At 72.2% G+C, this 20,059-nt stretch carries 21 protein-coding genes; 12 read left to right on the forward strand and 9 right to left on the reverse strand.

Going from position 1 to position 20,059, the window contains the following annotated elements; genetic code table 11:
- Nucleotides 1-18 precede the first annotated feature (18 nt).
- Together KME79_RS08900 and KME79_RS08905 are read left to right on the forward strand one after the other, a co-directional pair.
- Nucleotides 19-1,275: a DNA recombination protein RmuC gene (locus KME79_RS08900; RefSeq protein WP_148029200.1), complete on the forward strand. Its 1,257-nt coding sequence runs from the start codon at nucleotides 19-21 to the stop codon at nucleotides 1,273-1,275.
- A gap of 14 nt (nucleotides 1,276-1,289) precedes the next feature.
- Entirely contained in the window at nucleotides 1,290-1,805 is a 516-nt protein-coding gene (locus KME79_RS08905) for a DUF6542 domain-containing protein (protein WP_148029199.1), read from the forward strand.
- Here KME79_RS08905 and KME79_RS08910 read toward each other — a convergent pair.
- On the reverse strand, nucleotides 1,802-2,767 hold the full coding sequence (locus KME79_RS08910; RefSeq protein ID WP_219544022.1) for a 4-hydroxy-3-methylbut-2-enyl diphosphate reductase: 966 nt from the start codon (nucleotides 2,765-2,767) through the stop codon (nucleotides 1,802-1,804). The two genes, KME79_RS08905 and KME79_RS08910, sit on opposite strands and share 4 nt — an antisense overlap.
- Nucleotides 2,768-2,868: 101 nt before the next feature.
- Between KME79_RS08910 and KME79_RS08915 the strand changes: the two genes are divergently transcribed.
- Nucleotides 2,869-3,768: a DUF8129 domain-containing protein gene (locus KME79_RS08915; RefSeq protein WP_219544023.1), complete on the forward strand. Its 900-nt coding sequence runs from the start codon at nucleotides 2,869-2,871 to the stop codon at nucleotides 3,766-3,768.
- Entirely contained in the window at nucleotides 3,765-4,967 is a 1,203-nt protein-coding gene (gene xseA, locus KME79_RS08920) for an exodeoxyribonuclease VII large subunit (protein ID WP_219544024.1), read from the forward strand. Before KME79_RS08915 ends, xseA begins: the two co-directional genes overlap by 4 nt.
- Here the strand turns inward: xseA and KME79_RS08925 are convergent.
- The gene (locus KME79_RS08925; protein WP_219544025.1) at nucleotides 4,945-5,556 is read right to left on the reverse strand and encodes a TetR/AcrR family transcriptional regulator; all 612 of its coding nucleotides are present in this window, start codon (nucleotides 5,554-5,556) and stop codon (nucleotides 4,945-4,947) included. The genes xseA and KME79_RS08925 overlap by 23 nt on opposite strands.
- 95 nt (nucleotides 5,557-5,651) lie before the next feature.
- Between KME79_RS08925 and KME79_RS08930 the strand changes: the two genes are divergently transcribed.
- Entirely contained in the window at nucleotides 5,652-6,059 is a 408-nt protein-coding gene (locus KME79_RS08930) for a nitroreductase family deazaflavin-dependent oxidoreductase (protein ID WP_219544026.1), read from the forward strand.
- Between the two features lie 117 nt (nucleotides 6,060-6,176).
- On the opposite strand, the gene KME79_RS08935 is transcribed toward KME79_RS08930, so the two are convergent.
- From KME79_RS08935 to KME79_RS08945, 3 genes are all read right to left on the reverse strand, one after another.
- Entirely contained in the window at nucleotides 6,177-6,407 is a 231-nt protein-coding gene (locus KME79_RS08935) for an exodeoxyribonuclease VII small subunit (protein WP_148029194.1), read from the reverse strand.
- A gap of 139 nt (nucleotides 6,408-6,546) precedes the next feature.
- Nucleotides 6,547-7,083 (reverse strand): DUF4245 domain-containing protein, encoded by a 537-nt coding sequence (locus tag KME79_RS08940; protein ID WP_219544027.1) that lies wholly within the window; start codon nucleotides 7,081-7,083, stop codon nucleotides 6,547-6,549.
- Between the two features lie 11 nt (nucleotides 7,084-7,094).
- Complete coding sequence (locus tag KME79_RS08945; RefSeq protein ID WP_148029192.1) at nucleotides 7,095-7,706, reverse strand: TetR/AcrR family transcriptional regulator; 612 nt, start codon at nucleotides 7,704-7,706, stop codon at nucleotides 7,095-7,097.
- A gap of 82 nt (nucleotides 7,707-7,788) precedes the next feature.
- Between KME79_RS08945 and glpX the strand changes: the two genes are divergently transcribed.
- Nucleotides 7,789-8,823 (forward strand): class II fructose-bisphosphatase, encoded by a 1,035-nt coding sequence (gene glpX, locus KME79_RS08950; RefSeq protein ID WP_148029191.1) that lies wholly within the window; start codon nucleotides 7,789-7,791, stop codon nucleotides 8,821-8,823.
- On the opposite strand, the gene KME79_RS08955 is transcribed toward glpX, so the two are convergent.
- Nucleotides 8,824-9,468: a DUF1707 SHOCT-like domain-containing protein gene (locus KME79_RS08955; RefSeq protein ID WP_219544028.1), complete on the reverse strand. Its 645-nt coding sequence runs from the start codon at nucleotides 9,466-9,468 to the stop codon at nucleotides 8,824-8,826.
- A 96-nt stretch (nucleotides 9,469-9,564) separates the two neighbouring features.
- Here KME79_RS08955 and KME79_RS08960 point away from each other — a divergent pair, with 96 nt between their 5' ends.
- Both KME79_RS08960 and KME79_RS08965 read left to right on the forward strand, forming a co-directional pair.
- A complete protein-coding gene (locus KME79_RS08960; protein WP_219544029.1) occupies nucleotides 9,565-10,236 on the forward strand; it encodes a DUF998 domain-containing protein in 672 nt (223 codons plus the stop codon).
- A 77-nt stretch (nucleotides 10,237-10,313) separates the two neighbouring features.
- Complete coding sequence (locus KME79_RS08965) at nucleotides 10,314-11,477, forward strand: MFS transporter (RefSeq protein WP_219544030.1); 1,164 nt, start codon at nucleotides 10,314-10,316, stop codon at nucleotides 11,475-11,477.
- Here the strand turns inward: KME79_RS08965 and KME79_RS08970 are convergent.
- Together KME79_RS08970 and pdxR are read right to left on the reverse strand one after the other, a co-directional pair.
- Complete coding sequence (locus tag KME79_RS08970) at nucleotides 11,466-12,416, reverse strand: Gfo/Idh/MocA family protein (RefSeq protein WP_219544031.1); 951 nt, start codon at nucleotides 12,414-12,416, stop codon at nucleotides 11,466-11,468. The genes KME79_RS08965 and KME79_RS08970 overlap by 12 nt on opposite strands.
- A gap of 36 nt (nucleotides 12,417-12,452) precedes the next feature.
- Entirely contained in the window at nucleotides 12,453-13,823 is a 1,371-nt protein-coding gene (pdxR, locus tag KME79_RS08975; protein ID WP_219544032.1) for a MocR-like pyridoxine biosynthesis transcription factor PdxR, read from the reverse strand.
- Nucleotides 13,824-13,891: 68 nt separating this feature from the next.
- Between pdxR and KME79_RS08980 the strand changes: the two genes are divergently transcribed.
- Nucleotides 13,892-14,800, forward strand: coding sequence for a DMT family transporter (locus KME79_RS08980; RefSeq protein WP_219544033.1), 909 nt, complete (start codon nucleotides 13,892-13,894; stop codon nucleotides 14,798-14,800).
- 18 nt (nucleotides 14,801-14,818) lie between these two features.
- Nucleotides 14,819-16,474, forward strand: coding sequence for a fumarate hydratase (locus KME79_RS08985; protein ID WP_219544034.1), 1,656 nt, complete (start codon nucleotides 14,819-14,821; stop codon nucleotides 16,472-16,474).
- Nucleotides 16,475-16,512: 38 nt separating this feature from the next.
- On the opposite strand, the gene KME79_RS08990 is transcribed toward KME79_RS08985, so the two are convergent.
- A complete protein-coding gene (locus KME79_RS08990; protein WP_219544035.1) occupies nucleotides 16,513-16,701 on the reverse strand; it encodes a DUF5999 family protein in 189 nt (62 codons plus the stop codon).
- Between the two features lie 449 nt (nucleotides 16,702-17,150).
- Between KME79_RS08990 and KME79_RS08995 the strand changes: the two genes are divergently transcribed.
- Together KME79_RS08995 and KME79_RS09000 are read left to right on the forward strand one after the other, a co-directional pair.
- The gene (locus KME79_RS08995; RefSeq protein WP_219544036.1) at nucleotides 17,151-18,260 is read left to right on the forward strand and encodes a serine/threonine-protein kinase; all 1,110 of its coding nucleotides are present in this window, start codon (nucleotides 17,151-17,153) and stop codon (nucleotides 18,258-18,260) included.
- Between the two features lie 35 nt (nucleotides 18,261-18,295).
- A complete protein-coding gene (locus KME79_RS09000) occupies nucleotides 18,296-20,056 on the forward strand; it encodes a serine/threonine-protein kinase (protein WP_219544037.1) in 1,761 nt (586 codons plus the stop codon).
- Nucleotides 20,057-20,059: the final 3 nt, after the last annotated feature.

Below are 20,059 nucleotides of genomic sequence, written 5' to 3' on the forward strand. Positions count from 1 at the left end.
GCTGCAATCATCGATCAGATGGATGTCGTCTCGCTTCTCCTCGGCCTGCTCATCGGCGCCGCCGTCGGGTTCCTCGTGGCCAGGACGAGGGCGGCGGTGCGGGTGGCCGAGGCCGACGCGCGCGCCAAGTCCGCCGGCGAGAAGCTCGTCTACGTCGAGGAGCAGCTCGCCGAGCGCTTCCAGGCCCTGTCCACCCGTGCGCTCGACGTCAACAACGTGCGTTTCCTGGAGCTGGCCGAGACCCGTCTCGCCGCCACCAGGGCGGAGGCGGCGGGCGATCTGGAGCAGCGCAGGCAGGCCGTCGAGCACCTGGTCGAGCCGCTGCGCGACGCGCTGGCGCGGGTCGAGACGCAGTTGCGCGACACCGAGTCCGGCCAGCGCGCGGCCCGGGCGGAGCTGGCCAAGGAGATGGAGTTCGTCCGCCACAGCCACGAGCAGCTCCGCTCCCAGACCATGGCGCTGGTGCGGGCGCTGCAGCGACCGGAGGCGCGCGGCCGATGGGGCGAGATGCAGCTGCGCCGGGTCGCCGAGATCGCCGGCATGCAGCGCCACTGCGACTTCGACGAGCAGGTCGCCGAGGGTCCGGTACGTCCTGACATGGTGGTCCGGCTGGCCGGCGGCAAGAACATCGTGGTAGACGCCAAGGTGTCGCTGGCCGCCTACCTGGAGGCCGCGGAGGCGGGCGACGAGTCGCTGGCCACGGTCCGGCTCGACGCGCACGCCCGGCACGTGCGCGAGCACGTCGACCGGCTGGCCGCCAAGTCCTATTGGCAGGCGTTCGCTCCCACGCCGGAGTTCGTGGTGCTGTTCATCCCCGGCGAGGCGTTCCTGGCGCCCGCGCTGGAGCGCGACCCCGCCCTGCTGGATTACGCGATGGCCCGCCGGGTGCACATCGCCACCCCGACCACGCTGATCACGATGCTCCGCACCGCTCACTACGCCTGGCAGCAGGCCGCGCTGAGCGAGAACGCGCGCGCGGTGTTCGAGCTGGGCAAGGAGCTGTACGAAAGACTGTCCTCGATGGGCCGGAACGTGGAGTCGCTCGGCAGGTCGCTGGCCCGTACCGTGGAGATGTACAACAAGACCGTCGGGTCGCTGGAGAGCCGGGTCCTGGTCACCGCACGCAAACTGCACGATCTGGGCGTCGTCGACGGCGAGCTCGACTCCCCCGAGATGGTCGAGGGCGTGCCGCGACCCCTGGCATCCCCCGAACTGCTCGAAACCACGTCTCTCATCACACACACGAACGGTAAGTTGGCCAACGGGTCGCAATAAGGGGGGTGGGGCCGGTGACCGGCACAGGCAAGCGTTCCGCCGTCAGGCTGACCGCCCGCGGCGCCATCGCGCTCACGCTCGTCTCCACGCTCGGCGGTTACGTGCTGGCCGCCCTGCTCGACATGCAGCTGCTGGTCGGCCTGGCGTTCGTGGCCGCGTGCGTGCTCGGCGTGGTGCTGGTCAACCCGCGCGAGCTGCTGTCGCTGGTGGTGACGCCGCCGCTGGTGTTCTTCGTCGCGACCCTCTTCGTCGAGCTGGGCCGGGCGCTCGTCTCCGTGGGCATCCTGCAGTCGCTCGCGCTCGGCCTCTACGGCTCGCTGTCGCGCGGCGCGCCCTGGCTGTTCGCCGGCTCGGCGATCGTGCTCGGCGTGGCGTGGGCGCGCGGGCTGCGCGACAACGTGCGGGAGCTCCGCGACGAGCTCCGGGCGGGCGCGGAGGTGCCGCGCCCGCGCCAGCCGCAGCCGTACGTGCCGGAGCCCGAAGGTTACTTCGAGCCCCGGGTCTACGGCACGCCCCGGGGCGAGGACTAGGAGACGCGCAGATCCTTGCGCAGCTCGTGGGGCAGCGCGAAGCGCACCTTCTCCTGCACCGACTCGACCTCGGTCACATCGTCGAAGCCGTGGCCCGCCAGCCGCGCCAGCACCTCCTCCACCAGCTCATCGGGCACCGACGCGCCGCTGGTGACGCCGACCGTGGTGACGCCGTCGAGCCACTCGTCATGGATGAACGTGGCGTTGTCGACGAGGTAGGCGGCCGCGGCGCCGTGTTCCTTGGCCACCTCGACCAGGCGCTTGGAGTTGGAGGAGTTGTCGGAGCCGACCACGATCACCAGCTCGGACTCCGCGGCGATCTCCTTGACCGCGACCTGCCGGTTCTGGGTGGCGTAGCAGATGTCGTCGCTGGGCGGGTCGATCAGGGCCGGGAAGCGCTGCTTGAGCCGGGCGACGGTCTCGTTGGTCTCGTCGACCGACAGCGTGGTCTGCGACAGCCACACCAGCTTGCCGGGGTCGCGCACCTCGACCTGGTCGACCGCGTCGAGGCCGTCGACGAGTTTGACGTGGTCGGGCGCCTCGCCGCTCGTGCCCTCGACCTCCTCGTGCCCTTCGTGACCGATGAGCAGGATGTCATAGTCCTGACCGGCGAATCTCTTGGCTTCGTTGTGGACCTTCGTGACCAGCGGGCAGGTGGCGTCGATGGTGCGCAACGCGCGCTGCTCGGCCTCGGCGTGCACGGCGGGAGAGACGCCGTGGGCGGAGAACACCACGATCTCCCCCTCGGGCACTTCCTCGGTCTCCTCGACGAAGATCGCGCCCTTGGCTTCGAGCGTCTTGACCACGTGGGTGTTGTGGACGATCTGCTTACGCACGTAGATGGGCGCGCCGTACTGCTCCAGCGCCTTCTCGACCGCCACGACGGCACGATCGACTCCGGCGCAGTAACCGCGCGGCCTGGCCACGAGCACGCGGCGGGAAGTAGGGGTGTGGAGCTCCATAGTCCATATGCTACGTGGAGCGGCCGACCGGCCCGCGCGTGCGCGTGTGCCCGCGTTTTGCCAGACTGGCCGTTCCACACTGACCTCCCAGGGAGACGTACATGTCCCTCAGCGACGTGATACGCAACATCGCCAAGACCGTAACCGACAAGGACAGGCTCAAGGAGAAGGCCCGCGAGCTGCCGCTCTTCGTCGTCCAGACCACGCTCAGCGCCGCCGGTCAGACGCTCATGCTGGTCGACCGGGTGAAGAACTCGCTCAGGGGCGGCAAGGACGAGGAGAAGAAGGACGACCTCGAATCCCGTCCCGCGGCGGCCGAGAAGCCGGCCGCCGTCGAGGAGGAGGCGAAGCCGGCCCGCAAGGAGCCGGTCATCTTCGCCCCCAGGCCGGAGGCGGCCGAGCCCAACGGCACCGCCAAGACCAAGCCGGACCCTGTCATCTTCAGCCCGGCCGCCAAGACGGACACCAAGCCGGAGGCCGAGACCAAGCCCGAGCCGGAGACCAAGCCGAAGCCCGAGCCCGAGGCCAAGCTCAAGACCGAGACCAAGCCCGAAGCCAAGACCGAGGCGCCGCCCAAGCCGGAGGACAAGCCCGCCGCCGCGCCGGAGCCCGCTTCCGAGCCGACGCTCGCCCATGAGCCGGCCGTCGCCCAGCCGGTGACCGTCACCGAGCCGGAGCCCGAGCAGGCCGAGGAGAAGCCGAAGGCCAAGAAGGCCAAGGCCGCGCCCGCCAAGGCGCCGGAGACCGCGAAGCTGGCCGAGGCCGCCGAGACCGTCCCCGCCGCCGTCGCCGAGCACGAGCCGACCCTGGGCGCGGGCGAGCTGACCGAGCCGCTGCCCGGCTTCGCCTCGCTGTCGGTGGCCTCGCTGCGCGCCCGCATGCGCGGCAAGACCGGCGAGCAGATCGCCGAGTACCTCGCGTACGAGCAGGCCACCTCGGGTCGGCCCGAGGTGATCCGCATGTACGAGAACCGCCTGGCCAAGCTGCGCGCGGGCGAATGACGTCCAAGACCACGCCCGAGGCGCCGTTGCCGGTCCGCACGGTCCTGCAGATGGTGGGCGGCTGGATCGGCAAGCTGGGCACGGTCTGGGTCGAGGGTCAGATCACCGATCTGAGCGCGCGCGGCGGCACGGTCTTCCTGACGCTGCGCGACCCGGTGGCCAACGTGTCCGCCCGGGTCACGGCCCCGCGAGGGGTGTACGAGGCCGCGATGCCCAGGCCCGCCGACGGCGCCAGGGTCGTGGTCCACGTCAAGCCGGACTTCTGGGTCAACCGCGGCTCGTTCGCCTTCACCGCGCTGGAGATCCGCCCGGTCGGCGTGGGCGAGCTGCTGGCCCGTCTGGAGCGGCTGCGCCAGTTGCTGGCGGCCGAAGGGCTGTTCGGCGCGGAGCGCAAGCGGCGGCTGCCCTTCCTGCCCGGCACGGTCGGGCTGATCTGCGGCCGCGACTCGGCGGCCGAGCGCGACGTGCTGGAGAACGCGCGGCGCCGCTGGCCCGCCGTGCGGTTCAAGGTGGAGGAGGTCGCGGTCCAGGGCCCGTACGCGGTGGGCGAGGTGACCGAGGCGCTGGGCCGGCTCGACGCCGACTCCGGCGTAGACGTGATCGTCATCGCCAGGGGCGGCGGGTCGCTGGAGGACCTGCTGCCGTTCTCCGACGAGACGCTGGTGCGCGCGGTGGCCGCGTGCCGCACCCCGGTCGTCAGCGCGATCGGCCACGAGCAGGACAGCCCGCTGCTCGACCTGGTGGCCGACGTACGCGCCTCCACCCCCACCGACGCCGCCAAGAAGGTCGTCCCCGACGTGGGCGAGCAGCTCTCGCTGGTGCGCCAGCTGCGCGACCGCGGCCGCAGGGTGGTGAGCGGCTGGCTCGACCGGGAGATGTCCTGGCTGGCGGCCGTGCGCTCGCGTCCCTCGCTCGCGGATCCGGTGCGCGAGCTGGAGCGGCACGCCGAGCAGGCCGACGCGCTGCGCGAGCGCGCCAGGCGCGCGCTGTCGGGCTCGCTGGACCGGGCCGGAGACGACCTCGGCCACGTGCGGGCCCGTCTGGTGGCGCTGTCGCCGGCGGCCACGCTGGAGCGCGGCTACGCGATCGTGCAGCGCCCGACGGGCGAGGTGGTGCGCCGGGCCGAGGAGGTCGCGCCGGGCGACGAGCTCACCGTACGGCTGCCCGACGACCGCCTCACGGTGCGGGCCGAGCCGTGACCGCTGCGGCGATGGAGGCGACCCCCGCCTTGATCTCCTCGACCGTCAGGCCGCGCTCGTCGCGCTGGTAGGAGATCAGGTGGGCGTTGAGCGGGGCCAGCAGGGCGTCGGCCAGGAAGTGCGGGTCGGCGTCGGGCCTGGCCTCGGCCAGCAGCGTGGCCAGGTGGGTATGGTGGACCCGATAGGGCCCGCCGAACCTGGACTTGGGTGAGCCCAGCTCCACCAGCAGAAACAGATCGAGCTGCGACACGACGCGGTCCACGAGACCGGCGAGGAAGGCCCCGACCCGCTCGGCCGGCGCCGCTCCCGGCCCCAGCGGCGGCGGGCCGCTCATGAACGCCTCCTGGAAGCGGCGCTCCCGCTCGTCGATGAGCGCCCACACCAGCCCGGCCCGGTCGCCGAAGCGCCGGTAGACCGTGCCGACGCCGACGCAGGCCTCTTTGGCGACCTCGTCCAGGGAGAGCTGGTCGGCGCCCCGGCTCTCGATCATGCGGGCCGCGACATCGATGATCTTCTGCCGGTTGCGCGCCGCGTCGGCGCGCTCCGGCTGGGGCTGCCCCACCACCGGCAGCTGGCGACGTCCGCACACGGATCCGAGCATACGCGCGTTGCAACCGGAGGAATCTCCGGTTAGGCTCCGCGGTTGACACAATACGGAGAGCTCTCCGCTTGACAGGAGGAACCATGAGCGACTTCAACCAGCAAGTCATCGAGGAGTTCCGGGCGAACGGCGGAAAGGTGGGCGGCTACTTCGAGGGCGCCGACCTGCTCCTGCTGACCACCACGGGTGCCAGGTCGGGCAGGCAGGTGACCAGCCCGGTGATGTACCTGGAGGACGGCGGCCGGCTCGTCGTGATCGCCTCCAAGGCCGGGGCCGACGACAACCCGGCGTGGTTCCACAACCTCCGCGCCAACCCCGAGGTGAAGGTCGAGATCGGCACCGAGGAGTTCCAGGCCGAGGCCTCCGTCGTGGACCGCCAGGAGCGCGACCGGCTCTACGCCCGCATGGTGGAGAAGGCACCCGGCTTCGCCGACTACGAGACCAAGACCACCCGCGTCATCCCCGTCATCACCCTCAACCGGCTCAGCTGACCACAGGCCGAAAAAAGAAGGGTGCGGGGAGCGAACCACCCCCGTCAGACCGGCTCAGCTGACCGCGGGCCGGGAAGGGGAACACGGCGGGCCGGTCATCCCCGACGGGGCCCGCGTTCAGAAGGGCGTGTCGTCCTGGGTGCCCGGCTCGGCCCGGCGGGCCATGGCGGCGGCCAGCTTGACCCGGGCGCCCTGCAGCCACTCCTCGCAGACGGCGGCCAGCTTCTCGCCGCGCTCCCAGAGCTCGATCGACTGCTCCAGCGTGAGCCCGCCGGCCTCCAGGCGGCGCACCACGTCGGTCAGCTCCTCGCGCGCCTGCTCGTACGAGGGCGTCTTCTCGTCAGCCACGCTCCCCACCCTAATGCCGCGCCAAAGGGAAGGCCCCCGCCTCGGGCGGGGGCCTTCGCACGTGGTTGACAGCAGAACCGGCACCCGTCAAGGCGCGTCCTTCCACGCGGACGCTGATGCTAGCAGCGTCCGGGGCGGGTCAGGTGGCCGATTGGGGACGTTCTCGCAGCGCGGACGCGAGCTGGCCGAGCTCCGGCCAGTCGGCGGTGCCGGTCACGACCAGCGTCACGTCGGGCAGCACGCGGATCAGGGAGCGCTGTTTCTTGTCCTCGCGGAAGCGCCGCTCCCACGTCTCGCCGCCGACCTGCTGGGTGCCGACGGCCTTGTCGGAGTTGGCCATGCGGTTGGCGAACTCCGCCGCGGGCTTCTCGTCGCTCTGGATGAACATCGCGTGCTCGCGCGCGGCCGTGGCGTAGCCGATGTGGAGGACCTGGGCGCCGTTCTCGCCCTCGGCGATCCGGTTGCTGTTGGAGATCCACCCCTCGGGATCCGAGGCGGGCTCCCACACCGTGTACGGGACCGTACGGGAGAAGTTGGCGACCGTGATGGAGTAGTCGCGCTTGGGGATGTGCTCCGCCTGGCCTCTCGGTGTGACCAGCAGGAACAGCCCGACCGCCGCCAGGCAGACGAGCACGGCCACGACGTAGCCGTGGAGACCTTCGGTGAACCGTCGCACAGTTAGCGAGGTTACCCGCGGGCGGGGCCGGTCGCGGACCCGGCGGGTCGGAGCCGGCCGATGATCTCCAGGACGTTCTCGGCCAGCTTCCTGTCGCCCGACTGGACGATCTCGCTGACGGCGCCGGCCAGCGCGCCGGTCAGGACCACCACCAGCGCGTTCTCGTCGTCGTCGAAGAGCGCGGCGTTGCGGCGCGCCCACGTGCGGAGCCGGTCGCGCATGACGACCTCGAAGCCGGGCGGCCCGTCGCCGCGCAGGAACAGCGCGGCCAGCTCGCGCTCGGCCAGGCAGCCGTCGAGATAGGCGCGGGCGGCGCTGACGAACACCCGCATCGGGTCGGTCTCGCCGGCCTCGCGGGCGGCGCGCGCGGCCTGCTTGGTGCGCTGCGCCTGCCGGGTCTGGAACTCCTCGAACAGCGTGAGGTAGAGGTCGGCCTTGCCGGCGAAGTGGTGGTAGAGGCTGCCGACGCTGGCCTCGGCCTTGGCCACCACGTCGGTCACGCCCGCCTCGGCGAAGCCCTTGGAGACGAAGACGTCTCTGGCGGCGCGCAGCAGCGCGGAGCGCGTGGCCGCACCACGCTCGGATGTGCGGCCTGTCACAGGCGGTTGCGCTTCGCTGCTCATGGTTGGCACATTATCCTCCGCTGACCGGGGATACAGGGACAACTACCATCGGGATAGTCGTCACGAGGAGGCCTCACACATCATGTCGGATCAGACCTCGGTGCCCGAGCCGTTGGCCACGGGCGAGCATGCCCCCGATCGTAACCTCGCTCTGGAGCTCGTCCGCGTTACAGAGGCGGCGGCGATGGCCGCGGCCCGCTGGGTGGGCAGGGGTGACAAGAACGGCGCCGACGGCGCCGCGGTGAACGCCATGCGCCAGTTGATCAACACGGTGTCGATGAACGGTGTGGTGGTCATCGGCGAGGGCGAGAAGGATCATGCCCCGATGCTGTTCAACGGCGAACAGGTGGGTGACGGCAGCGGTCCAGAGTGCGACGTGGCCGTCGACCCGATCGACGGGACCCGGCTGACCGCCCTGGGCATGCCGGACGCGGTCTCGGTGATCGCGGTGAGCGAGCGCGGCTCGATGTACGACCCGTCGGCCGTGTTCTACATGGAGAAGCTGGTGACCGGCCCGGAGGCGGCCGACGTGGTCGACATCGAGCGGCCGGTGGGCGACAACATCAGGGCGGTGGCCAGGGCCAAGCACTGCTCGCCCGCCGACGTCACCGTGGTGGTGCTCGACCGGCCCCGGCACGAGCAGCTCGTCAAGGAGATCAGGGAGACCGGGGCGCGGATCAAGTTCATCACCGACGGCGACGTGGCGGGCGCGATCATGGCGGCCCGCGGCGGCTCCGCCATCGACCTGATGCTGGGCATCGGCGGCACGCCGGAGGGCATCGTGGCCGCGTGCGCGCTCAAGTGCCTGGGCGGCGTCATCCAGGGCAAGCTGTGGCCGCGCGACGAGGCGGAGCGCCGCAAGGCGCTGGACGCCGGGCTCGACCTCGGCCAGGTACTGACCACGAACGACCTGGTCAAGTCCGACGACGTGTTCTTCGCGGCGTCGGGCATCACCCAGGGCGAGCTGATGGACGGCGTACGCTACCGCGGCGGCGTGGCGATGACCCAGTCGCTGGTGATGCGCGGGCGTTCCGGCACGATCCGCAAGATCGAGAGCGAGCACCAGCTGTGGAAGCTGCGCGCCTACAGCGCGATCAACTTCGACACCGCGGGCTGATCAGCGGCGGCGCCTGCGCTTGGGCTGCTTGACCGAGACGTCACCTACGAAGTTGGTGGTGCGCACCTCGACGACGGGCGCGCCCGGCTCCTCGGGCCCCTTGGTGAGCCGTGCGGTCTTGTCCTTGGTGACCCGGATGACCTCGAGTCCTTCCGGCACCTGGATCTCCAGCCCGCCGAAGACCAGGGTGGCGTTGATGACGACGCGGCTGTTCTGCAGGATCGCGTCGCGGAAGTCGAGCTTGGTGGTGCCGAACATGGCGGTGACGTCCAGCTCCGCCGGCACCACCCAGCGCCCGCCCCGCTGCTGCTGGCGGAAGAACGCGGAGACCGGCCTGCCGTCGAGGTTGAGCGGCTGCTCGTCGGCGGGCAGCAGGTCCTCGGTCAGCTTGGCCAGCTCGCCGAGCGTGCGGGCCGAGTAGAGGACGCCGAGCCGCTCCTCCAGCTCCTCAAGCGTGATCCGCCCGTCGGCGTGCGCATCCTGCAGCACCTGGGCGATGCGCTCGCGGTCGGCGTCGGACGCGCGCAGCTCGGCGGGCTGCGGGAGCTTGTCCTTGGGTGCGCGGCGGGCCGACACCCACTCCTCGGCCAGCCGTTCACCGGCCTCCTGCAGGCGGGGGAGCCAGGATCCGGGGCGTTCGTTCACGCCTAACACGATATCCGGCGAACACGAGCTTTGCCCGATCGGAATCCCCGGCGTCCGCGAGCCGTTGCACCCGGAGAGATCGACACTGGAGGCGCGGTGCGACGGCCGGCACGCTGGGGACTGGGCGCGGTGGGCGCCGGTGTCGTGGTCGTCCTCGGGCTGGACCTGGCCGCCCTGGGCGAGATCGACCCGCTGCGGCGCACGATCAGCGAGCACGGCCTGACCGAGCTGGGCTGGCTGTTCGGGCTCGGCGTGACGCTGCTGGCCGTGGGGTCGGCGGCCATCGGGGTGTCGCTGGCGCGGGCCAGGCTGGCGGGGGCGGTCGGCACTCTCGCGCTGCTGGCGTGGAGCGCCGGGCTGCTGGTGGCGGCCTACTTCCCCAAGCACGACTGGTCGGTGGGGCCGAGCCTGAGCGGCAGCATCCACCGGGCGGGCAGCCTGGTGGCCTTCCTGTGCCTGCCCCTGGCCGCGCTGATCATCGCCAGGCCGTGGCGGCGCGGCGTGCGGCGCCCCGCGTCGCTGGTGGCGTTCGGGCTCGGGGTGTGCTCGCTGCTGTACGTGGCGGGGCTGGGCGTGCTGGTGCTGCTCGGTGCGCAGGACGGGCTGCGGTGGTGGCAGGTCGTGCCGCTCGGCCTGGTGGAGCGCGGGCTGGCGGCCGTGGAGGTGGCTGCGGTGGCGGCGCTCGGCTTCTGGGCGGCGGGGAAGAAGCTGTCGGCGGAGCACGCCGTGGCGGGCGCGGTGGAAAGCCGGCCGAAGAACCTCGCCTGAGTGCTGGTGGAGCGGCGTTCCCAGCGATTAACCTGACCCAGCCTCACGTTTGATTTCCCCCCACTCAGGAGGCCGCCGTGCCGTCTCCGCGTGATCGCCAGGCCCGCTTCGCCACCTTCGCCGTGTACGCGGTGCAGGGCCTGTCCTTCGCCACCCTGCTCACCCAGGTCGCACACCTCCAGGACAAACACGGGCTGAGCACCGGGGCGCTGACCGCGCTGCTGCTCATCGTGCCGGTGTTCGCGGGGGTGGGCAGCGTGGCGGCGGGCGCGTTCGCCGCCCGTCTGGGCAGCCGGCTCCTGCTGCGCCTGGCCCAGCCCGCGGTCGCGGTGGCCGTCGTGCTCGCCGGCCTGGCTCCCAGCGTGACGCTGCTCGTGCCGGTGCTGCTGCTGTTCGGCGTGGCGGTCGGCGCGGTGGACGCGGGCATGAACATGCAGGGCGTGGCGGTCGAGCGCAGGTACGGCCGGGCGGTGCTGAACGGCTTCCACTGCCTGTGGAGCGTGTTCAGCCTGGCGGGCGCGCTGTGGGTGTCGGCGGCGGGCGACGGGCTGCCCCTGGAGGCGGTCATGGCGATCCCCATGGTGCTCGCCGTCGCGGGGTCGCTCTACGCCGGTCCCCGGCTGTACGCGCCGGACGAGGAGCGGGCCGGCACCGTGGAGCGCGCCGCCGGGACCCGGTTCCCGTGGGGGCCGATCATCCCGCTCTGCCTGGCCATGGGCTTCCTGTACGTGGGCGACGCGGCGGTCTCGAACTTCAGCACGGTCTTCATGCAGGACGAGTTGTCCGCCGACGCCCGGGTGATCCCGCTGGCCTACGCCGCCTACCAGGCGACCACGCTGCTGGTTCGGCTGGCCGGGGACGTGGTGGTCAGAAGGTACGGTCCCGCAGCCGTCGTCAGGCTGGGCGGGGCGATCGCCACGCTGGGCTTCCTGGGGATCGTGCTCGCGCCCGGCCAGCCGCTGGCCATCGTGGCGTTCGGGCTGACCGGGGTGGGGCTCTCGGTGGTGGCGCCGCAGTCGTTCTCGGCCGCCGGGCGGCTGGACCCGTCGGGCACCGGGGTGGCGATCGCCCGGGTCAACCTGTTCAACTACGTCGGCTTCATCGTGGGCTCGGCCCTGGTGGGCGGGCTCGCGGACGCGGCCGGCATGCGCGTGGGCTTCGCCGCGCCGCTGGTGCTGGCCGCCGCGATCGTGGTCCTGGCGAGGGGGTTCGAGCCGAAGGCGGTCACCTCACCGCGGTGAGCTCGGCCTGACCTCGGCCACCTCGACCGGCCTGCGCTCGCGCCGGGACAGCTCGGCCGCCTCCGCCACGAAGAGCGCCGCCAGCGCGTCCTCGACCGTGCACAGGCCGTCCGCGCCGCGCAGGAACCCGTCGAGCTCGGCCCGGTAGGCGTCGGCGAACCGGGCGACGAAGTCGGGCCACGGCTCGCCCTCCGGCGTCAGCCCCTCGGCCGAGGTGAGCGGGGCGCGCGGGCTCAGGCCGACGGCCCTCGTGCCCCTGGTGCCGGCCAGTTCCATGCGGACGTCGTACCCCGCGCCGTTGTAACGCGAGCCCTGGACGGTGGCGAGCGTGCCGTCGTCCAGGGTGAGGAGCGCGGCGCTGGTGTCGACGTCACCCGCCTCGGCGAAGAAGGCGGCCCCCCGGTTCGCCCCCGTCGCGTACACCGAGACGACCTCGCGGCCGGTCACCCAGCGCAGGATGTCGAAGTCGTGGATGTGGCAGTCGCGGTAGATGCCGCCGGACAGCGGGATGTACCCGGCGGGCGGCGGCGCGGGGTCCGCGGTGATCAGGTGCACCCGGTGCAGGTCGCCGAGCTCGCCCCGGCGCAGCGCGGCCGCCGCGGCCGCGTACCCGGCGTCGAACCGGCGCTGGAACCCGATCACCACCCGGTTGCCCCCGGCCGCCTCCAGCACCTCCAGCGTGCCCTTGACGTCGCCGGCCACCGGCTTCTCGCAGAAGGCCGGGACGCCCCGGCGGCACGCCTCAAGCAGCAGCTCGGCGTGGGTGCTCGTGGGGGTGGCGATGACCACCGCGTCGGCCTCGAAGGGGTCTCCGGGCCTGCCGTGCGGCGAGGTCCGTACGGGGTCGGCCACGATCAGGTCGTCGACCAGCGGGTGCGCGGCCAGCGTCGCGGCGTGGAACGCGCCGATCCGTCCCAGCCCCAGCAAACCCACGCGCATGGCACCTCCCGTTGGGATCGGCCTTCTTTGTAACCCTCAGATCTCTATTTGTCCAGACATAAGGACTTTAAGCCCTTGTATCGTCTCCGCAGCGCGGCGCGCGGGCAACCGGGCGAACCCGGCCACCACCGCCGGCGGGCCGGCGCCGAAGCGCATCCGGCCGACCGGCTCGGCGACCAGGCCCAGCTTCCGGGCCGCCGCGGCCATCCGGTCCTCGTCCCAGCCCCGCGGCAGCTCCAGGTAGACGTGCAGGCCCGCCTCGATGCCCAGGACCCGGACCTCGGGCAGCTCGCGGGCCAGCGACTCGACCAGGGCGTCCCGGCGGCGGCGGTACTCCCTGCGCATCCGCCGCAGGTGCCTGTCGTAGCCGCCGGTGCGCAGGAAGTGAGCCAGCGCGTACTGCTCGATCACCGGGGAGCCCAGGTCCAGCTCGCCCCGGGCGCGGCGGACCGCCTCGGCCAGGCGGGCCGGGGCGACGACCCAGCCCAGCCGCAGGCCGGGCGCCAGCGCCTTGCTCACGCTGCCGGACAGGATCACCCGGTCGGGCGCGAGCCCCTGGAGGCAGCCGACCGGGTCGCGGTCGAAGCGGAACTCGGCGTCGTAGTCGTCCTCCAGGATGACCCGGTCGCCGTCGCGGGCCCACTCCATGAGCGCGGCCCGCCGCGCGGGCGAGAGCACCACGCCCGTGGGGAACTGGTGCGCCGGCGTGACCAGCGCCGCGTCCGCGCGGTCCCGCAGCGCCGTCACGTCCAGCCCTTCACCGTCGACCGGGACCGGCACCGGGTCCGCGCCCGCGCGGCGCAGCAGCGGGAGCTGGCGGTGGCTGCCCGGGTCCTCCACCGCGAGCCGGAGCCGGCCGGCCCCCGCGAGGACGCGCAGGACCAGGCTCAGCCCCTGGGCCACGCCGCCGACCACGACCAGGTTGTCCGGGCGCACGTCGGCGGCCCGCACCCGCCTCAGATAGCCGGCCAGCTCCTCGCGCAGCTCGGGGACGCCGCCGGGGTCGCCGTAGTCGAGCGCGTCGCCGGGCATGGTGGCGAGGACGTGGCGGATCGCGGCCAGCCAGCGTTCCCTCGGGAAGAAGCCGAGGTCGGGCGAGGTGGGGCGGTGCCCGTAGTAGGGGGCGCCCTCCTGGACCGGCGAGGGCTCGGCGCGGTGCGCGGCGGTCGCGGCGACCTGGGTGCCGGCGCCGACGCGGGAGACGAGGAACCCCTCGGCGACGAGCTGCTCGTACGCCTCGACCACGACGCCGCGGGAGACGCTCAGGTCGGCGGCGAGGTCGCGGGTGGCGGGCAGGCGGGTGCCGGGGGCGAGGCGGCCATGACGGACGGAGTCGCGCAGATGGGAGGCGATCTGCCCGGCGATCCCCCCTTTTTCCCGATTTATTGGCACATGGAGGTCGGCCACATTGGTCCTCTGTCGCAGCGCTGGATTGGACTGTTTACGCGGACCATTGTGTCCCTAGCCTGGCAGCCATGAGAAGCGGAGTCGCCGGTGCCACCGCGGCCATGTTCTGTGTGGGCACCCTGGCCGGAGTGTCCGACCTGGTCGGGGACTATCCCGTGTACGGCGGGCAGGCCGTGCGCTACCTGGTCGCGGCCGTCATCCTGGTGGCGATCACCCGGGTGATGGGGCTGCGGTTCGTCCGCCTGACGCCCCGGGAGTGGCTGCTGCTCGGCGCGCTGGCCCTGACCGGGCTCGCGCTGTTCAACGTGTTCGTGGTCGAGTCCGCCCGCGCCGCCGGGCCGGCGCTCGTCGGCACCGTCCTCGGCACCGTGCCGCTCTGGCTGGCGTTCGCCGGCGGCCGACCGGCGCCGCGCCTGCTCGCCGGGGCCACCGTGGTCGTGGCGGGCGCGACGCTCGCCACCGGGCTCGGCAGCGGCAACCTGCCCGGCCTGCTGTGGGCGCTGGGCGCGCTGGCGGGCGAGGTGTGCTTCTCCGTGCTGGCGCTGCCGCTGCTGCCGAAGCTCGGCGCGATCCGGGTGTCGACGTACTCCACGGTGCTGGCCGTGCCGATGCTGGCGGCGATCGGGGTGGTGCGCGAGGGGCCGGGCATGCTCCGGGTGCCGACCACGGCCGAGGCGCTGGGCTTCGGCTACCTGGCCGTGGTGGTGACCGTGGTGGCGTTCCTGCTCTGGTACAGCTCGCTGCCCAGACTGGGGCCGGGCAGGGCGGGGCTGTTCGCCGGGCTCATCCCGGTCGGCGCGATCGTCACCGGGCTGGTGCTCGGCGTCGCCACGCCGTCCGCCTACGACCTGGCCGGGGCGGGGCTGGTGATCGCGGGCATCCTGGTCGGGCTGAGCGGGGCGCGCTCCCGTACCTCCGAGGCGACCCCCGCGCCACCCAAGGGACGGACGGTGACCGGCAAAGGCGTACCCTTCTAGCGGATCGAAAGGATGGACATGGCCGACTTCGACTACACCGACCTTCTCCCGCTGGGTGCCGACGACACCGAATACCGGCTGATCACATCGGAAGGGGTGCGGACGGTCGAGGCGGCGGGGCGCACGTTCCTCGAAGTGGACCCCGAGGCGCTGCGGCAGCTCACCGAGGCCGCCATCCACGACATCTCCCACTTCCTGCGCCCGTCCCACCTGGCCCAGCTCCGCAAGATCGTCGATGACCCCGAGTCCAGCGGCAACGACCGGTTCGTGGCGCTCGACCTGCTGAAGAACGCCTCCATCTCGGCCGGCGGCGTGCTCCCCATGTGCCAGGACACCGGCACCGCGATCGTCATGGGCAAGCGCGGCCGCCACGTCCTCACCGACGGCCGCGACGCCGAGGCCATCTCCCGCGGCGTGTACGACGCGTACACCAAGCTCAACCTGCGCTACTCCCAGATGACCCCGCTGTCCATGTGGGACGAGAAGAACACCGGCAGCAACCTGCCCGCCCAGATCGAGCTCTACGCCGAGGACCCGCACGGCCACCCCGACGAGTACAAACTGCTGTTCATGGCCAAGGGCGGCGGATCGGCCAACAAGTCGTTCCTCTACCAGGAGACCAAGGCCGTGCTCAACGAGAAGCGGATGATGGCCTTCCTGGAGGAGAAGATCCGCTCCCTCGGCACCGCCGCCTGCCCGCCCTACCACCTGGCCGTGGTGGTGGGCGGCACGTCCGCCGAGTACGCGCTCAAGACCGCCAAGTACGCCAGCGCCCGCTACCTCGACTCGATCCCCACCGAGGGCTCCGAGTCCGGCCACGGCTTCCGCGACCTGGAGATGGAGGCCAAGGTCTTCGAGCTGACGCAGAAGCTCGGCATCGGCGCGCAGTTCGGCGGCAAGTACTTCTGCCACGACGTGCGGGTGATCCGGCTGCCGCGCCACGGCGCCTCCTGCCCGGTGGCCATCGCCGTCTCCTGCTCGGCCGACCGGCAGGCGCTCGCCAAGATCACTCCCGAGGGCGTGTTCCTGGAGCGGCTGGAGACGGACCCGGCGCGGTTCCTGCCCGACACCACCGACGAGCACCTGTCCGGCGACGTCGTCCCGATCGACCTCAACCGGCCGATGCCGGAGATCCTGGCCGAGCTGTCGAAGTATCCGGTCAAGACCCGGCTGTCGCTCACCGGGCCGCTCGTCGTGGCCCGCGACATCGCGCACGCCAAGATCGCGGAGCTGCTCGACGGGGGCGGCGAGATGCCGCAGTACCTGAAGGACCACGCGGTCTACTACGCGGGCCCGGCCAAGACCCCGGAAGGGTACGCGTCCGGCTCGTTCGGGCCGACCACCGCGGGCCGGATGGACTCGTACGTGGAGCGCTTCCAGGCCGCCGGCGGCTCGATGGTGATGCTGGCCAAGGGCAACAGGTCACAGCAGGTGACCGAGGCCTGCGGGCAGTACGGCGGCTTCTACCTGGGCTCCATCGGCGGCCCCGCAGCCCGGCTGGCGCAGGACTGCATCAAGAAGGTCGAGGTGCTGGAGTATCCGGAGCTGGGGATGGAGGCGATCTGGAAGATCGAGGTGGTCGACTTCCCGGCCTTCGTCGTGGTCGACGACAAGGGCAACGACTTCTTCACCGACACCACCGGGCCGGTGCTGTCGATCGGCCGGCGGCGCTGACCCGTGGCCGGTGCCGGGTGACACCCGGCACCGGCCGCTCAGGCGGCGAGCAGCGTGCGGTGGGGGGCGACGACCGAGCCGTCGGGGAGCAGCAGGCCGGTGTCCTCGAACAGCACCACACCGTTGCAGAGCAGGCTCCAGCCCTGGTCGGGGTGGGCCTTGAGCACGTGAGCGGCCTCACGGTCCAAGGAGCCGGCGCTGGGACATTCGGGGAAGTGACTGCACATCTCGCACCTCTCAGGTGGCGCTCCTGGTTGTCCTGGTCTCAGTAGGGCAGCTTGCGCCCCGACGGCGTGCGGAGGTCCAGCGAGGTCGCGCTCGGCCTGCGGGGCCGGCGCCGAACCCGGATCTGGCGCATCTTCCTCACGTCCTCTGGTCTTCGTCGGTCGACCTTCGGGCGGATGCCTTCATTCTGACGACCGGCACCGACAGTTTCCGGCCTCCTCTGAGGATCCCTGCCCGTTGCGCCCACGATGCCCCCGCGCCCTTACCACAGCCTTACAACCTGCTGACGGTGTCGTGTGCGCGCCTTTCAGAAGGGCTGCGGACCACTCGCGGGGGAAAGCGCCATGACATGTCACTGACCCGACCAGTCAGGCGAGTTGACTTGGATTCGCAACAAATAATCGGCCCGGCCTCTACTGGTCGGTTTACACGAATAGGTAAGCTGCCAGGCATGCGTGCGCCCTCCGGTTACCTCCTCGCCGCGCGCTACCGGCTCGTGGAGCCGGTCGGACGCGGCGGCATGGGCACCGTGTGGCGGGCACATGACGAGCTGCTCAATCGTGAAGTGGCGGTCAAGGAGGTCCGCCTGCCCAAAGTCCTCGACGAGGAGTTGCGTGCCGAGTTGTGCGCGCGCACCGAGCGCGAGGGCCGGGCGACCGCGATGGTGGCGCACCCGTCCGTGATCACGGTCTTCGACGTGGTCACCGAGGACGACCGGCCGTGGATCGTCATGGAGCTGCTCCGCGCCAGGTCCCTTGAGCAGCTCATCCAGGAGCGGGGGCCGCTGGAGCCGCGCAGGGTGGCCGAGATCGGCCGCCAGATCCTCGGCGCGCTCCGCGCCGTCCACGCCAAGGGCATCCTTCACCGCGACGTGAAGCCCAGCAACGTGCTGGTGACCGAGGACCGCGCGGTGCTCACCGACTTCGGCCTGGCCGCGCTCGAAGGCGACGTCTCCATCACCCAGGCGGGCATCGTCCTCGGCTCGGCCGGCTACATCGCGCCGGAGCGCGTGCTCGGCTCCAAGGCCAGCCCCGCCGCCGACCTGTGGTCGCTCGGCGCGACCCTCTACACCGCCGTCGAGGGCCGCGGCCTCCACGGACGGCGTACGGCGGCCGCCGCGCTCGCGGCGCTGACCAGTGGCGAGCCGATCCCGATGAGCAAGGCGGGGCCGCTCGCGCCGGTCCTGGACGCGCTGCTCCGCATCGACCCCCACACCCGCCTCGACTCCGTGCGCGCCTCGCTGATGCTGACCCGCGTCGCGGGGGGCGGCTCGGCCGAGGAGCCGCTGACCCCGCGCAGGCTCCCGCGTCCCGCGATGGTGCCGAGCGCGCCCGCTTTCGCACGCCGGCCCACCCACCGCGGCCTCCACCGGGCCGACGTCACCACACCCCCGTTGAGTGTTCCCCCGCAGCGTCAGGAACGCCGGCCGGGTGAGGGTGTCCACCGCAGGCGGGTCGAATCCCGTCCAATGCCATCCACTTATGCCCGTTTCATGGCTACGGTGATAAAGTTGTTCCTTCCTCGGCGGTTCTGGCCTAGAGAACTTCGCAAGCGAGGGTAAAGCACTTCCCAAGCGAGAATCGATATCTTCTTCTCATGCCGGAACAGCAGACGCACCTGCTCGCGGAGCGCTACGAGCTCCTCGCGCCGCTCGGCCGCGGCACCATGGGCACCGTGTGGCGGGCCCGTGACCGCGCGCTCGGCCGCGAGGTCGCGGTCAAGGAGATCCGCCAGGACTCGGGGCTGACCGAGGAGCAGCGCGCCGAGCTGCGCGAACGCATGGTCCGCGAAGGGCGCCTCGCCGCCCGCATCAGCCATCCGGCGGTCGCGGCCATCCACGACGTCATCGTGCACGCCAACCGGCCGTGGATCATCATGGAGCTCGTCGAGGGCCGCTCCATGGAACAGGTGATCGACGAGGAGGGCCCGCTCCCGCCCCGGCTGGTGGCGGAGATCGGCGTCGACCTGCTGGGCGCGCTGCGCGCCGCGCACGCCCAGGGCATCACCCACCGCGACGTCAAGCCCGGCAACGTGCTCATCACCGAGACCGGGCGCGTGGTGCTCACCGACTTCGGCATCGCCAAGGCCGAGGGCGACTCCAAACTGACCAGGACCGGCATGGTCATCGGCTCGCCCGGCTACACCGCGCCGGAACGTGCCAGAGGCGACTACACCGGCCCCGAGTCCGACCTCTGGTCACTCGGGGCGACGCTCTACTTCGCCGTCGAGGGCCGTCCCGCGTACGAGCGGGCGACGATCGCCGAGACGCTGGCGGCGCTGCTCAGTGAGAGCGCCGACCCGCCCACCCAGGCGGGCCCGCTGCGGCCCGTGCTCGACGGTCTGCTCAACAAGGACCATCAGCGCCGGCTGAACGCCGCCCAGGCGGAGACCATGCTGCGGATGGTCGCAGACACGCCGACCAGCGAGATGCCGGTGATCACGGCCGAGTCACTCGCCGACCAGGAGCCCTCCTTGCCCCAAGCCCCCCGTCCCGGCGCCTCGCCCCAGGCCGGCCCGGTCCCTCCGGGCGCCGGCCCCGTACCCACCGGTTTCCCCGGCCCGGCGGGCGGGCCCAGCCACTTCGGCTCCGGTCCCGCTCCTGGCGACCGCCCGTACCCGCAGGCTCCGGCCGCGCAGACGCCCCCCTCCCCCGATGCGGGCGCCCCCCGCCCCGCCGGAGCCAACCCCTACGCCGGCACCGACCCGCACGGCCGCCCAGGACCGAGCAGGTCCGACCCCCACGGCACGGGACCCAGCGGTTCCGACCCGTACGGCACAGGACCGAGCGGTCCTGACCCCCACGGCACGGGACCCAGCGGTTCCGACCCGTACGGCGCGGGATCGGGTGGGGGGAACCCGTACGGCGCCGGACGTGACGCGTTCAGCCGCCCGCCCGCGCAGGAGCGTCCGCAGGACTCGGAGCGCACCGTGAGCATGATGCGTCCGAAGACCCCGCTCCCCCAGACGCCGAGCCCGCAGGGCCCGCCCCCGCAGCGCGGGCCGCACTCCGACGAGGGCGCCTTCACCACGACCCGTCTCCCCCGCCCCCAGCCGAACTCCCCCGGCCTCCAGGTCTACCCGCCCGCCCCGCAGCAGCAGCCGCCCGGCCAGGGCCCGCAGCAGATGCCGCACCCGTCGGGCCCTCAGCAGATGCCGCCGCGTCGGCAGCAGCAGCAGTTCCCGCCGGCCCTGCCGCCGGAGCCGGACGACGCGCCCGGTCTCGGCACCGACCTGTTCTCGATCGTCGGCCCCGAGCAACGCCCCAGCAACCGCACCGGCATGCTGGTGCTCATGGGGGTGGCCGCCGCGGCCGCCGTGGTGATCGCCATCCTCGTCGTGGCACTGCTGACGAACTGATCC

This window comes from Nonomuraea harbinensis (assembly GCF_019396385.1).
Classification (GTDB): domain Bacteria; phylum Actinomycetota; class Actinomycetes; order Streptosporangiales; family Streptosporangiaceae; genus Nonomuraea; species Nonomuraea ferruginea.

What these genes read in the sequence shown, in the direction of transcription:
- KME79_RS08900 (WP_148029200.1), top strand. Translation starts at nt 19, where the DNA reads ATGGATGTCGTCTCGCTTCTCCTCGGCCTGCTCATCGGCGCCGCCGTC.
- KME79_RS08910 (WP_219544022.1), bottom strand. Translation starts at nt 2,767, where the DNA reads ATGGAGCTCCACACCCCTACTTCCCGCCGCGTGCTCGTGGCCAGGCCG.
- KME79_RS08915 (WP_219544023.1), top strand. Translation starts at nt 2,869, where the DNA reads ATGTCCCTCAGCGACGTGATACGCAACATCGCCAAGACCGTAACCGAC.
- xseA (WP_219544024.1), top strand. Translation starts at nt 3,765, where the DNA reads ATGACGTCCAAGACCACGCCCGAGGCGCCGTTGCCGGTCCGCACGGTC.
- KME79_RS08930 (WP_219544026.1), top strand. Translation starts at nt 5,652, where the DNA reads ATGAGCGACTTCAACCAGCAAGTCATCGAGGAGTTCCGGGCGAACGGC.
- KME79_RS08945 (WP_148029192.1), bottom strand. Translation starts at nt 7,706, where the DNA reads ATGAGCAGCGAAGCGCAACCGCCTGTGACAGGCCGCACATCCGAGCGT.
- glpX (WP_148029191.1), top strand. Translation starts at nt 7,789, where the DNA reads ATGTCGGATCAGACCTCGGTGCCCGAGCCGTTGGCCACGGGCGAGCAT.
- KME79_RS08970 (WP_219544031.1), bottom strand. Translation starts at nt 12,416, where the DNA reads ATGCGCGTGGGTTTGCTGGGGCTGGGACGGATCGGCGCGTTCCACGCC.
- KME79_RS08980 (WP_219544033.1), top strand. Translation starts at nt 13,892, where the DNA reads ATGAGAAGCGGAGTCGCCGGTGCCACCGCGGCCATGTTCTGTGTGGGC.
- KME79_RS08985 (WP_219544034.1), top strand. Translation starts at nt 14,819, where the DNA reads ATGGCCGACTTCGACTACACCGACCTTCTCCCGCTGGGTGCCGACGAC.
- KME79_RS08990 (WP_219544035.1), bottom strand. Translation starts at nt 16,701, where the DNA reads ATGTGCAGTCACTTCCCCGAATGTCCCAGCGCCGGCTCCTTGGACCGT.
- KME79_RS08995 (WP_219544036.1), top strand. Translation starts at nt 17,151, where the DNA reads ATGCGTGCGCCCTCCGGTTACCTCCTCGCCGCGCGCTACCGGCTCGTG.
- KME79_RS09000 (WP_219544037.1), top strand. Translation starts at nt 18,296, where the DNA reads ATGCCGGAACAGCAGACGCACCTGCTCGCGGAGCGCTACGAGCTCCTC.